Source organism: Flavobacterium phragmitis (assembly GCF_900112575.1).
Lineage (GTDB): Bacteria > Bacteroidota > Bacteroidia > Flavobacteriales > Flavobacteriaceae > Flavobacterium > Flavobacterium phragmitis.
Genome location: NZ_FOMH01000002.1, coordinates 90,561 through 105,128 on the forward strand (window position 1 = coordinate 90,561; position 14,568 = coordinate 105,128).

9 protein-coding genes are annotated in these 14,568 nt (G+C 35.8%); 1 reads left to right on the forward strand and 8 read right to left on the reverse strand.

Going from position 1 to position 14,568, the window contains the following annotated elements; genetic code table 11:
- Window positions 1-632: 632 nt before the first annotated feature.
- The 8 genes from BM289_RS03295 to BM289_RS03330 all read right to left on the reverse strand — a co-directional run bounded on the left by BM289_RS03295 (window position 633) and on the right by BM289_RS03330 (window position 10,792).
- Window positions 633-1,679: an alpha/beta hydrolase gene (locus BM289_RS03295; RefSeq protein WP_091490824.1), complete on the reverse strand. Its 1,047-nt coding sequence runs from the start codon at window positions 1,677-1,679 to the stop codon at window positions 633-635.
- Between the two features lie 239 nt (window positions 1,680-1,918).
- Entirely contained in the window at window positions 1,919-2,419 is a 501-nt protein-coding gene (locus BM289_RS03300) for a cupin domain-containing protein (RefSeq protein WP_244165315.1), read from the reverse strand.
- Window positions 2,420-2,430: 11 nt separating this feature from the next.
- Complete coding sequence (locus tag BM289_RS03305) at window positions 2,431-2,916, reverse strand: cyclophilin-like fold protein (RefSeq protein ID WP_091490825.1); 486 nt, start codon at window positions 2,914-2,916, stop codon at window positions 2,431-2,433.
- A 16-nt stretch (window positions 2,917-2,932) separates the two neighbouring features.
- Window positions 2,933-3,523 carry a DapH/DapD/GlmU-related protein gene (locus BM289_RS03310; protein WP_091490827.1) on the reverse strand — a complete coding sequence of 197 codons (591 nt, stop codon included), beginning with the start codon at window positions 3,521-3,523 and terminating at the stop codon, window positions 2,933-2,935.
- Window positions 3,524-3,608: 85 nt separating this feature from the next.
- The gene (locus BM289_RS03315; RefSeq protein ID WP_091490828.1) at window positions 3,609-4,487 is read right to left on the reverse strand and encodes a helix-turn-helix domain-containing protein; all 879 of its coding nucleotides are present in this window, start codon (window positions 4,485-4,487) and stop codon (window positions 3,609-3,611) included.
- Window positions 4,488-5,581: 1,094 nt separating this feature from the next.
- Window positions 5,582-8,671, reverse strand: coding sequence for a T9SS type A sorting domain-containing protein (locus BM289_RS03320; protein ID WP_091490830.1), 3,090 nt, complete (start codon window positions 8,669-8,671; stop codon window positions 5,582-5,584).
- Between the two features lie 837 nt (window positions 8,672-9,508).
- Window positions 9,509-9,922: a hypothetical protein gene (locus tag BM289_RS03325; RefSeq protein WP_091490831.1), complete on the reverse strand. Its 414-nt coding sequence runs from the start codon at window positions 9,920-9,922 to the stop codon at window positions 9,509-9,511.
- 678 nt (window positions 9,923-10,600) lie between these two features.
- A complete protein-coding gene (locus tag BM289_RS03330) occupies window positions 10,601-10,792 on the reverse strand; it encodes a cold-shock protein (RefSeq protein WP_091490833.1) in 192 nt (63 codons plus the stop codon).
- A gap of 583 nt (window positions 10,793-11,375) precedes the next feature.
- On the opposite strand from BM289_RS03330, the gene BM289_RS03335 reads away from it, so the two are divergent.
- A complete protein-coding gene (locus BM289_RS03335) occupies window positions 11,376-14,552 on the forward strand; it encodes a chemotaxis protein CheB (protein ID WP_091490834.1) in 3,177 nt (1,058 codons plus the stop codon).
- Window positions 14,553-14,568: the final 16 nt, after the last annotated feature.

Here is a 14,568-nt window from a genome sequence, read left to right on the forward strand (position 1 = left end):
CCAAGATTACCCATATTGGAATTTTTGCGGCACTGCTCCAGTTCAGGGCAAATAAGGGCAACATCAATCCTATCAGAGCCTACAGGCATGAAATTATGAAAATAGCCAAAATAACAGGCCCTGCCGCGTATCACAGGTGCATAAATGATTTAAATGAATACGGCTATATAAACTATATCCCAAAAAGAAATAGAAACCAGAAAAGCGTCATTTATTTTCTTGTTTAAAAGTGGAGCTGCTATTTTTTGGGCTGCAAAAATAACTTTTACTATTGTCTGTTATTCCATTGAGGTCAGAAATTGGCTTATTCCAAATTGTCTATTTAACTTTTTAGCCCCGATAGCAGCGGAAATCCTTCTGCGCCGGGGTTCGGCGCAAAAGATTGCAGCGGATAGCGGGATAAAGCTCCTAAAAATAATATTAAACCTAAAATAACATTCCCCCACCATTACAGGCATGAAATTATGAAAATAGCAAAAATAACCGGTCCTGTAACGTATCACAGGTGCATAAAGGATTTAAATGAATACGGCTGTATAAACTATATCCCCAAAAGAAATAGAAACCAGAAAAGCGTCATTTATTTTCTTGTTTAAAGGCAGGTTCCGCTTTTTCAATAAGCGTTTGATATCTTATTTCAAATTATCGTTAAAGAAACTTTCTAACTTATCAAACGGAATCACATCTATTTTATCATAGAGATCCACATGAACTGCATTTGGGATAATGATCAGTTCTTTCGGCTGGCCTGCCACTTTAAAAATATCTTCGCTAAAATATCTTGAATGTGCCTTTTCTCCTGCAATCAATAGCATTGGTATTGGAGAAATTTCTTTTACGTAAGTCAGTATTGGCATATTCATAAACGAGATTGGATTGGCTGCAAGCCAGGCTCCGTTTGAATTTACGGAATTAACCTGAAAACCGCGCGGTGTCCTGTAATAGTCAAAATATTCTTTTACGAATTGCGGTTCATCACCTTTTAATTTTTCGGGCAGATTTCTTGGCCCATCGGCTTGTTTTCCAGCCTCGGCGTCTTTGCAGCGCTGCTCACCCAAAGCTTCCAGTATTTTGGTTCTTTGATCCGGAGTTACTGAATCATTGTATCCTTTGGACATTACGCGGGTCATATCATACAAGCTTGTCGTGGCAACCGCTTTAACCCTTTTATCAATAGTTGCAGCATTTAAGGCAAAACCGCCAAAACCACAAATCCCGATGATCCCAATTTTGTTCCTGTCAACGTTTTTCAACAGTCCTAAAAAATCAACCGCGGCGCTGAAGTCTTCCGTATTGATTTCAGGAGATGCCAGATTTCTTGGCTCGCCACTACTCTCGCCTGTATAAGACGGGTCAAAAGCCAAAGCAATAAAACCGCGTTCCGCCATTTGGTTGGCATACAATCCTGATGATTGCTGTTTTACTGCCCCAAATGGCCCGCTGATCGCTAATGCTGCTAATTTTTCAGTTACAGCATTTTTCGGAAGGTATAAGTCTCCGCTTAATGTAATGCCGTAACGGTTTTTAAAGCTCACTTTTTGACGGGTTACCTTATCGCTTAACTGGAATGTATAGTGCTCTTTTGAAGTGTTCATTTTTTGTGTATTTAATTTTGTTTTTTGTGCAGATAACTGCCCTGTTATCAGAAACAATATTGTGACTGCCAATGCTTTTTTCATTTTATGCTGAATTATTTTTTAATACTTTAAATATTACTCCTTAGTTATCTATTTTACCGATTCACCATCCCTTTCCTAAATTTTGCACAGAGGTTTACTCAAGCTCCTGTGCTGTTGGTCGAAAGATAACTTGGCAGATGCTTCTCCCATCCCGCTGCTGGCTGCTGTAATGATTACTACTTCGTCTTTTATATTACTTTCCACAATTAATTGTATTTATTTTAAATTCTTTTGGAAAACTATTGAGCACTTTGGTACACCTTATCGGTTACCGCTTCGTTCCAGTTTACAATCCCCTTTTCGGTGTTTGGAACGATGTATAATTGCTGCAAACCTACATCAGCACTTGCACCGTGCCAATGCCTAACATTTGGCGGACATTTTATGACATCACCTTTTTTGATAATTTCAATAGGCCTGCCCTCAATCTGATGATAGCCAGCCCCATCAGTGATAAGAAGGATTTGACCCGCGGGATGGCTGTGCCAGTTGCTTCTTGCACCAGGCTGGAAATACACATTGCCAACCGCTGTTGTAAAAACGCTGTCAGCATCAACCAAACCGGTATTGTATGCATTTCCGGTAAATGTCTCGCTTGAACCTTTTTTTCCTTTGGGGAAAATTTGAGTTAGTCCGCTTTTATCTCCATTTATTTTTTCCTGGTTTTTATTCTCGCTGCAAGCAATAGCCATTGCTAATAACATTATGAATAAAAATGCTGTTTTAAAATTACTTTTCATAAGACTCCATTTTATTTGTTTTCAAATTTCACAATCACATTTCCATTACCCAATGCAGCGGCCAGTCCCGCAGGGTTGCCAATATATCCCAGTTTTGTATAACTATAGGAAGTGTTGAAACTTTTATAAAAAAGCACCAGTACATTGCCGCCATAAAGCGTTAAATCGCCCGGCTTTATATCACCTCCAATTGAAGCATTTGCTGGAAGCGGACTGGGGAAATTGTAATACTTTTCATTGCCATTCAGTTCAGCCATATCTATGGTAAGGGGAAGCATTGCTCTAAGTGCAGCTGCACTGGGATTGTTATACAATGTTGCCGTGAAAACTGCTGTGCCAATTGTTATTTTCATTTTTGATGCTGAATTAGTATTAGTATTTTCATTTTCATTCTTATTGTCTTGCGGTGCTGTATGATTGTCATTGCCACAGCCTGCATTACAGAAAGAAAGAACGAAAAGAACAGCCATAACCGTCAGAAGAGATTTCAGTTTCATAATCTATCTTTTAAGGTTAAACATTTTTAATGAATTTTGCAGGAATCCCGCCAACAATCGTATTATCGGGAACATCTTTGGAAACAACTGCCCCTGCCGCGACAACTGCATTTTTCCCAATGGTAACGCCGGGCAAAATCGTGGCATTGGCACCAATCCATGCATTTTTTTTGATGTGGATGGGTTTAGCAGTCAATCCTTTTCTCTCCTTGGGATCTAATGGGTGGTTTTCGGTAACAAGAGTGACTTTAGGGCCAATTAAAACGTCGTCTTCAATGGTAATCCCGCCCAATGCCAGAAAAGTGCAGTCAAAATTGATAAAAACATTTTTTCCAATTGTAATGTGTTTTCCGCAATTGATGTAAAGAGGTGTAAATACGGTTACATCCTGGATTTTTTTATCTAAAATTGTGCCTAATATCTCTGTAATTTCCTGAGGATTTACAGCATTGTTCATCTGGGTAAGCAATGCTTTGACAGCAAATGCTTCATCCCTTAATCTGCCTAGCTGCGGATCGTTTGAAAGTATGGTTTCACCTGATAAAAGCCTCCCGAAAATATCTATTTGGGATGAGCAGGCAGCGGAAATAGGGTCTTTATCTGACATAATATTTGAACTAAATATTCAGATACAAAGATAAGGCTGCCTTTAAGGATGGCAGTAACGATTATCAAACCAAAGCTTAAGAAATTCAAACTTCTGCTAAACGGAATGCGGTTGGATTGGTTCCGGTAATTTTTTTGAAGAAATTATTAAAGTAGGTCGGATATTCAAATCCCAGCGCGTAGGCGATTTCAGAAATACTCCAATCGGTATGCTGCAGCAGCGCCTTGGCTTCTGTGATGATTCGCTCTGTAATATGTGTAGTTGTTGATTTTCCCGTGACTTCTTTTACGGCCCGGTTCAGGTAATTAATATGCACATTGAGATGCTGGGCGTAATGCTGCGCCGTTCTTAATTGAAGCGGACTCGAAGTGGTTTCAATAGGAAATTGTCTTTCCAGAAGTTCTAAAAACACAGATGCTAATCTGGATGAGGCATTCTTGTTTTGCTCGAAATTTTCAGAAGGTTCCATCTTTAAAGATTCGTGAATAATAAGACTGATGTAATTACGAATCAGTTCATCCTTAAATACATAATCACTTTTTTGCTCGGCAATCATTCTCTGAAAAATAGTATTCAGAAACCCTCTCTGCTCTTCTGTGATTTTCAAAACAGGCGTCCCGCCGATTTTAAAAAAGGAAGATTGCTGCAGACTTTCAGAACGTTCGGAATTTTTAAAAAACTCCTCAGAAAATAAAATGGTGTAACCAACGTATGCTGTGGAAATGGTTTCCCACGAATACGGAATGTGCGGATTTCCGAAAAAAAGAATCGTTCCTTCCTGCTCATAGGTTTTATCAGAATAATGAATCTTGCTTTTTCCCGTAGTCAGACAGATTTTATAAAATTCCTTTCTGCTGTAGGTTCTGGTTTCTGCGCCATCATCCTCTATCTGAAATGCCTTAAAACCCTGGAGTTTCAATTCATTGTTAAACTGCGAAATTTCTCTTGTTATGATCTCTTTCATAATGCAAAGTTAAGAAATTCAAACATACCATAACTCTTTAATCTTAATTTCGACCTAAATCACTTTCCATTACAATCCTGTCCAAGTTTAGAATCCTTTTTTTATAGACATAAAAAAGCAAAAAAAATATCTTACGTAATAGCTGCTTTATTTTTGCACCGTCTGCAAATTAGAAATACGACAATTGAATTCAATTTTACAATTCTCCAACGCAAAATAGGGCCTGCAGCTCTAGCCCCGATAGCAGCGGAAATCCTTCAGCGCCGGAGTTCGGCGCAGAAGATTAGAGCGCATAGCGGGAACAGCTCCAAAAAAAATAAACTTACAGAATAATACTAAATACAATTACAATTACAATTGATAATGCCGGCCGCTCCGAATTAATTTCCAGCGGCAGCTCTTAACACCCGATTAACTTAATACCCGATTATTTCTGCCCTTGTCTTTCGCAGGACTATAGCGTTCTTTATCCTATGAAAACAATGAAAATAACCGGCCCTGCCACGTATCACAGGTGCATAAAGGATTTAAATGAATACGGCTATATCAACTACATCCTAAAAAAAACAGAAACCAGAAAAGCGTCATTTATTTTCTTGTTTAAAAGTGAGCTGCTATTTTTTGGGCTGCAAAAATTAGATCAGTTTTTTATAAATGTTCAGTAACTTAAATTTTCCGGCAGAATCGTGGCACATGATATTCTTGAAAAGTAGAACCTTAGTAAAATGGCGGTCTGCCAAGCTTAGGTTCGAAACTGTATACATCAAGAACTACTATACAAATAGCAATAAAGATTTCTGGCATAATCTAAGCACATTGAGTTTTTGAAAAACAGAAATCCACTGAATTGAATAGCTAACAAGTTAGGTTTGAAACTGTATTACACTGTTTTTATTTTAGTCATTTTATTTTGCTGAGAGGTTCGAGTCCCATTCCCGCTACTAAAAAAAATAAAACCTGAGAAATCTATATTTCTCAGGTTTTTTTGTGGTTCGATTCTAGCAACTTCAATTTTGCAGAACATATAAATGACAGTGTTTGCAGCAGAACAAGGTTCGAATCCCGTTATGGTAAAATGCCTTTTGCTTTTTAATTTACTCGACAATTATTTTTCTAGCAACAGCATAACCTTCACTTTCTAAATACACATAATAAATTCCTTTTGGGAATCCTGATAAATTGATGCTGTTAGTGTTTGAGCCATTAGCAAATTTGACAGTTTTTACCAACTTTCCTGATGTTTCGTACACATTTGCCTTTTCTAGCACAATGTTGTCAATATATAATTCTCCTTTGGTCGGATTAGGATAAATGTCAATTTTGTCAAAAATTAAATCTTCGATTCCTAAAGTGCAAGTTGTTTTCGAATAAATTGCTAATGCATCTTTGGCTGTTGACCAATTGGCATTAGCATAAGCAGCATCATCTACCTGAATACAGGATAGTGAAGCATTTGTTTTGAAATTGACAGTAGCTAGTTTGCTATTTTTTCCATTGTTTAAATTCAAAGAGATCAATTTATTATTGGAACAATTCACATCTGTAAGAAGAGTATTCTGAGAAAGGTCTAAACTTACTATTAGATTGTTAGAACAACTCAATTTAGTCAACCATACATTTTTAGAAACATCTAAGGCCGTTAGTTGATTAGAAACGCTGGTTTTGGCATTGATTTTTTTATTGGTTGTTACCATACCATCACAATACAGTTCTGTAAGCTGGGTGTTTTTAGAAACATCTAAAATCGATAGTGGATTCTTTGAACAATCTAAATATTTCAGTGCCGTGTTAGAAGATACATCTATTGAAGTCAATAAATTTCCTTGACAGTTTAAGGTTTCCAGGTTTGAAAAATATTGGATACCTGATAAACTGGTAATACCGGAATTGGAAATATCTAAACTGGTTACATTTTTTATGCTGGACAATAAAACAGAACCGTCTTTAACAGTATCAATCCCTAAAGCGATTAACTTGTTCTCGAACTCACCATTAACTTCAATAACGGCAGGGCAACTATGCGAATAACTTGCAGTAGCATCTTTGGCTGTAGCCCAATTTGCGGTAGAATAACTAGCATTATCCACCTGAATGCAGGTTAAATCAGGGTTGTTTGTAAAGTTATTGGTGCTTACAAACCAAGCATTCTTTCCATTCTGCATATTTAGACTTCTTAATTTATTATTATAGCAATAAAAAGTTCCTAAGCTGGTATTCTTAGAAACATCTAAAGCCGTTAATTGATTATCATAACAATCTAACTTTGTTAATCTAATATTTTTAGAAACATCTAAAGCCGTTAATTGATTAGAATAACAAACTAAATATACTAAACCGGCATTCTTTGAAACATCTAAAGCCGTTATTTGATTCTGATGACAATATAATTCTACCAAAGCAAAACTATTAGCAATATACAAACTCGTTAATTGATTATTTTCACAATGTAAAGTCTGTAAATTTCTAAAATCTTGAATTCCGGTTAAATCACTAATAGAACTGGAGGAAACATCCAAGTCGTTTAACCAATAAACGTTGGATGTTAACACTTTTCCGTCAGGAGTTCCAAAATCAATTCCTAATGAGATTAACTTCTTTTCAAAATTCACATCAGGAATAACGGTGTATGCTGAGCAATCTCTGCTATAACTTGCAGAAGCGTCCTTATATGACTTCCAAGTGTTATTCGAATAATAATCGCTATCTGCCTGAATGCATCCTAAATCAGGGTTACTTTTAAAGTTTTTGGTATTGAGATATTCATTGCGTCCATTCTTCAAATTTAAACTCGTTAACTGATTCGAACTGCAGTCTATATTTCTTAAACCCATATTCTTAGAAACATCTAAATCTGTTAATTGATTAGAATAGCAATACAGGTCGGTTAAAGCTGTATTCTTAGAAGCATCTAAAGTTTTTAGTTGGTTGGAATAACAATATAATTTGGTTAAAACACTGCTTTTAGAAACATCAAAACTTATTAATTGATTATTATGGCATCTTAGTTCTGTCAGCGAAACATTTTGCGAAACATTTAAGCTTGCCAATTGATTGGAATAACAGTATAATTCTATTAAAGCCGCATTCTTAGAAACATCCAAAGCCGTTAATTGATTAGAATAACAATACAGCAATGTCAGAGCTAAACTATTCGAAACATCTAAAGCTGTTAATTTGTTGGAATAGCACGTTAATTGCTCTAAAGCGGTATTCTTAGAAACATTTAAACTCGTTAATTGATTCGATTCACAATATAATCTTGTTAAAGCAATATTCTTGGACACATCTAAAGACGTTAATTGATTGCCATTACAATTTAAAAACTGTAAAGCCGTAAAATCTTGAATTCCAGCTAAATTAGTAATAGAACTGCTTGAGACATCTAAAGAAGTTAATGCAGCAATCTTAGCTGTTGGCACTTTTCCATCAACTGCTCCAAAATCAATTCCTAAATAAATCAGCTTCTTCTCAAAATTCACATCAGGAATAAGGGTATATTGAACAAAAGCTGAGCAGTCTAAACTATAACTTGCCTCAGCATCTTTGGCTGTCCAATTGGCAGTAGAATAAGCCACATTATCTACCTGAATACAGCTTAAGCTATTACTATCAAAGGCACTATTGGTTGATAATTTAGAATTATTTCCATTTTTCAAATTAAGACTTACCAATTGATTATCAGAACAATCTAAATATGTCAAAGCAGTATTCTTGGAAAGATCTAAGTTCTTTAGTTGATTATTATAACAATGTAAAATTGTTAAAGAAGTATTCTTAGAAACATCTAAAACTGTTAGTAGGTTATGATAACAACGTAACTCTGTTAAAGCAGTATTCTTGGAAACGTCTATAGTTGTTAAGTAATTGCTTCCAAAACTCAAGTAGGTTAAAGCGGTATTCTCGGAAACATCTAAAGACGTTAATTGATTGCTATCACAAAACAAAGATTTTAAAGCAGTGAAATCCTGAATCCCGGTTAAATCGGCAATGAAACCGACTCCCCTAACATTTAAAGTAGTCAGGGTATTTATTTTTGAAGTTAAAACTTTACCATCTGGTGTGCCTGAATCAATTCCCTGACGGATTAGTTCTGCCTCAAAATATGCATCGGGAATCAGGGTGTATTGTTGGGCAAAAGAAGATACGCTGACAAAGAATATTAAATAAAGTAGTTTTATTTTCATAGGTAATGTTTTGTTAATATTAAAGCTCCTCAAATATATAGAATATTAACTACTATCTTACATAGACTGTTAAAGAAATCAAAAAAATGTTTTAATCAAAAAAACATCTGCAAGTATATTTTTAAAAATTTCAAAGGAGATTATCCCAGATATTTAGAACCAGAAAATTTAGTATTCAGTGATTTTTATTTTCTTCAAATCATCAAGAAAATGATTCGAGAATTGTCCTGTTAGGTCTCAACAACTTAACAGGATTTGAACACCAAAAATATAAAGGATATAAAGTTTTACATTCCTTTAAAGTGTTTTTACTTTTGTTCAAATGGTAAATAATTCGATTTAATTTAGAAAATGGTTTAACATTTACTTGAATTTAGCTCTGATAACTTCAATTATTAATTGCTGCTCGACTGAGTCAAAAAATTGGTTTGCTCCGAACAGCCGTTAGCACTTTTTTTAGCCCCGATAGCAGTGGAAATCCTTCTGCACCGTGGTTCGGCGCAGAAGATTGCTTCGCCAGTTCGCTAGCGCTCGGGTGGAACGCATAGCGGGAAAAAGCTCCTGAAAAACAACATTAAACCTAAAATAATACTACCGGCCCTGCCACCTATCACAGATGCATAAAGGATTTAAATCAATACGGCTGTATAAGCCGCGAACCTGATTTAGAAGAAAAAGCAATTTCCGAAAGGCCCGGCTCTGCGGCTGCAAAACAAACAAGCTCTAAGATGATTTAAAATTTCATGATATTTGAATTTCCTGCCCTTATTTTTTTAATATACCTGCTGCCCGGCTGAAGCAATAAATTGGTTTATTTCCATTTTCATGATCTGCTTATTATCCGCAAAAATAAATAGCTGCCAGTCTGGCTATCACAAACATTCCCCCTGCAAACAATCCAACCGAAAGCAGCAATATCGTAAAGAAATTATCTTTCGGCGTTTTCTCGCTTTTAAGTTCTATGCCGTCAAACAATGGCTTGAGAGTCTTTTTACAGAAATAAATAAACCAGACCATTAAAATGGCCATGATAAGGTAAGCTGAGAGCCTATTTCCCTTAATATTTACATTGATGCTGCAAAGACAGGTGATAATTACAAAAAACAGCATGCTAAACATAAAGGCCGCTATGCCCAGAATATTCCTAATTGCCGCATAGGCATATCTTTTGGAAGTCTCCTGATCATAGTTAAGATGATAATAATAGTTATTGAGTAATTTTTCGTAAAAAAAAAGCAATTTCGATTTCATGCCTTAACATCATTTTTAATGGTTAAAATTATTGGCATTTACCGAAAAAAGCAAATGCCAATATTGTTTTTTATTGGTTCGCCAGCGCTCGGGTGCAACGATATAGGACTAATAATTGTTGAATTTGTTCTAAATGTTCACGTATCTGCCCATTTCAAAAACTCGTGAATTTATTATAATAGTATTACCGTTGTCCTTAAAAAAATATTTTTCCTTCTATTGCGCTGCTATTTTTTTTTCAAATGTTCTTTTTGAATCCTGTATGGATTTTTCGGTCACTTTCTCATTTATGATTAGCAGTACACCAGTTTGGTTTAATTAGCTGGCTAATTCATACCTTCTCTGTCGCTGCCTGTCAAAAAAATATGCAAGCCAATACTCTAGCCCCGATTGCTTCGCCAGTTCGCTTCGCTTGTGTGCAGTGGAAATCCTTCTGCGCCGGGTTCGGCAAAGAAGATTAGAGCGGATAGCGGGAAAAAGCTCCTAAAAAATAATATTACATACAATTGACCCGAGGCTGGACACAAAAGATTGCTTCGCCAGTTCGCTGTCGCTCGGGTGCATCTTACAGCGGGAAGAGCTCCTGAAAAATAAATACTAATAATATATACACCACATCCATAAAACAAAAAAGGCACCTGATTAGAGGTGCCTTTATAAGTTAACTGTGATAGTATATTATGCTACAACTACGTTTACTGCGTTTGGACCTTTACGGCCTTCTTCTACGTCATATCGTACTGCATCGTTTTGAGCGATGTTTTCTGACAGACCTGAAGCATGAACAAAAACTTCGGCCCCTCCATTATTAGGAGTTATGAATCCGAATCCTTTTTCTTCATTGAAAAATTTTACTGTACCTTCTTGCATTTTAATGTATTTAATTGCTCAAAGATAACGTTATTAAAATGGGAACCTACTAATATTGAGGATTTTATTCTCATAAGTAATTCTGCATCCTAAAAACAAGGTTAAAAGCGCATTATAATTACAGTGGCGATAATAGTTCAATTCGCATTATTTCCAGCAATTTAGCCCTTAAAGACAGAGAAAAATTAACATTAGTTTAAAAAAAATCTTTTTTCTGGAACACTGACAGAAAAAAGGAACTTAAAGAATTAATTAATACCTCAAAAAATTATGAATTGGCGTTAAAAAACAATACCTTACAAAGAAAAGAGAACTATCTCAAAAAGCTTCATCATAAAATTTGCTGCTTATAGATTTATTTCTATTCGATATGGAAATAAACTTGGACAAATACTCATCAAATACACTGCCAAGGCATTCTAAATTGCAAATACAGGCCTATTTCTTATATAAATGCAGGTATCCAGCCAAAAATGGAAAGCGCTGCGAATTCATCCTTTACAAAACTATTTAATAAAAGAATATTCAATTCTTAAATTTAAATCCACCACTTTCAAAATTGGCATAATCCATTAAAGAACTTATGAAAAGACCTAATTATATTATTGCTATCGGAGCTTCTGCAGGTGGTTTGGAAGAGATTAACACTTTCTTTGAGCACACTCCACTCGATGGTGCCGCTTATATAATAGTCCAGCATCTATCGAGTGATTTTAAGAGCCGAATGGTTGAGCTGCTCTCAAAGCACAGCAGACTTGAGGTAAAAGAAGCTGAACAAGGTATGATTGTCTGCAACAATGTGGTGTATCTCATTCCCAATAATAAGTTTATGACCATTAAAGATTATAAACTCTATCTGACAGATAAAAGCAAAATGAAGGGACCGCATCTGACTATCAATACTTTCTTTAATTCGCTTGCAGCAGCCTGTGGCAAAAATGCTATTGGCATCATTCTTTCAGGCTTAGGGTCGGATGGCACCCAAGGCATTAAAGCTATCAAAGAGGCCGGAGGAATGATTATTGCAAGAAATCCTGAAACAACAGAATTCAGCAGCATGCCGGCACACGCCATTGCGACCGATATGGTGGATTTGGTTCTAGAACCCGCTTTTATGCCAAGTGCAATTGAATTTTATATAGATCATAATCAAGCGGTATTGGACGAAAATAAAAATGAAGAAAAAATAATGTTTCAGATTACCAGCTTCATAAAGGAGAAATTATCCTTTGATTTCTCCGATTACAAGCTGACGACCCTTCTTAGAAGAACAAAAAGACGTGCAGCATCCATTAATATCTTCGCACTGGAAAAATATTTGGAAATATTGATCATAACTCCCGATGAAGTTCAGGCATTAGCCAACGATTTTTTGATTAGCGTAACATCCTTTTTTAGAGATAAAGATGCTTACGGGGTGATAGAGCAAAAAGTATTCCCAGAGTTGCTGAAAAACATGCTGCCCCACGAAGAAATCAAAATTTGGGTAGCGGGATGTGCTACAGGAGAAGAAGCCTATTCGCTGGCCATTTTGTTGAAAGAGCAGTTAAAAGGAAAATTTAAGGATACCATTGTAAAAATATTTGCAACCGATATTGATGCTGCAGCCTTGAAAAAGGCAGGTAAGGGCATTTACAGCGAAGATAGAATGAAAAATGTAGATCCGATCCACTTAAAAAAATATTTTGACCAAAAAGGAAATGATTATATCGTCAGACCTGACATACGCAGGATGCTTATATTCGCCCAGCACGATCTTGTCAAAAATCCGCCTTATTGCAATATGCATTTTATCAGCTGCCGAAATGTGCTGATTTATATGACTCCTGTACTACAAAAAAAGGTATATGCCATGCTGCTCTTTGGTCTTAAGACTAACGGCTATTTATTTTTAGGATCGAGCGAAAATCCATTGACTATTATCGAAAACTTGGAAATTGTCGATAAAAAATACCGTATCTATAAAAGTCTCAAAGACAAGCGCACAGCAACCTTTGGAACTTTTGCTCTCCCTGAAATGCTTGATGTAGCTCACAAGGCCTCTGTCAAGAAAGCCGATTCTTCAAGGTTTTTACACAACTCGCTAACTGATAAAATAAACATTGCCCTGGCTGACGCAATGGATTATCTTGCTGTCTGCGTGGATAACGAAAATACCGTTATAAAAACCTACGGAAATACTTCTAAATACCTGATTCAGCAAAACTTCACCACCAATTTGGTAGAATTGCTTCCCACTCCCCTTGCATTGGCTTACAATTCATTGAGCAGAGAGGCATTGAAGACCAATCAAACTAAAGGAGTCAAAGGGATATTGATTAATCAGAACGGTGTTGTGTCGCAAATAAAACTTTCGGTTAGTCCCGTATTGCTTGATTTCAACTTTAAGGGATTAATTGCAGTTTTTAATGATGACAGCAGCCTAATGGCTGATAAAAATGAATACGCAGTGTTCAATGAAAAAGAATTCCACAACAAGTATACCGAAATACTGGAAGAAGAATTAAAAGGAATCAAGAAAGAACTAACTGCCTCTTATGACAAATTAGATGCTACAAATGAAAACATGCAGTCTTTTAATGAAGAATTAATTTCGGCAAACGAGGAAATGCAGAGTACAAATGAAGAAATGCAGTCAGTAAATGAAGAATTAAATACTATAAACGCCGATTATCAGTTAAAAAACAAGGAACTGCTCGAAATCAATGATGACCTTAATAACTATTTTAGGAGTAATGTCAATGGCCAGCTTTTTATTGATAACGAAATGAGGCTGATGAAATTTTCTCCTGGAGCCATTAAACACATCAACTTACTGGAAACAGATATTGGAAGACCCATTACCCATATTTCTACAAACATAAAATTTGACACTATCATTGCCGACACAGAGCTGGTTTTAGAAAAAGGAGTGGTAATTACTAAGGAAATTCAAGCTGTCAACGGCAAATGGTATCAGGTTATGGTAATGCCCTACATTCAGACAAACCAAAATAATAATGGTGCGATTATAACTTTTAATGATATTACCGAATTAAAACATACCCAATCTGAATTAAACGATAAAAATCTAAGCTTGCTGCGGATTAATGAAGATTTAGACCATTTTATCCATGCAGCCTCTCATGATCTTCTAACTCCTTTAGGCAATATTGAGACCACCATTAGAATTTTGAACGATGAAATGCCTTTAATCGATCCAACATATTCTAACTATTTGAATATTATTAATAGTTCAATAAAAAGCTTCCGCGGACTAATTACAGATATTGCAACAATTGCAAAGGTGGAAAATGATATGATTGCCCTTGAATCGGTTAATTTAAATGAAATAGTCGATACTATTGAATGGAGCCTTAAAGATGCGATTTTAGCTTCAAGAGCAAAAATCACTAGGGATTTTGAAATAAATGAGATACGGTTTTCGAAAAAAAATCTCAGAAGCGTACTATATAATATGATAGCCAATTCAATAAAATTCCGCAGTAACAATCCTCCCATAATTACAATTAAATCATTTAAGAAAGGAACTCAATGTATGTTGACAATAGAGGATAATGGCAGCGGAATAACTGAACAGGGAATGGAGAAGATTTTCGATATGTATGGAAAGCTCCATCAAGATATTGAGGGATCTGGAATTGGACTTTATCTGGCTAAAAAAATTATAAATGCTGCCGGTGGAAACATACAGGTGGAGAGTGAGCTTAACAGAGGCACAAAATTCATCATCAATATCGGTGGAAAATGTTTAGATTAATAAATACCTTTCTATT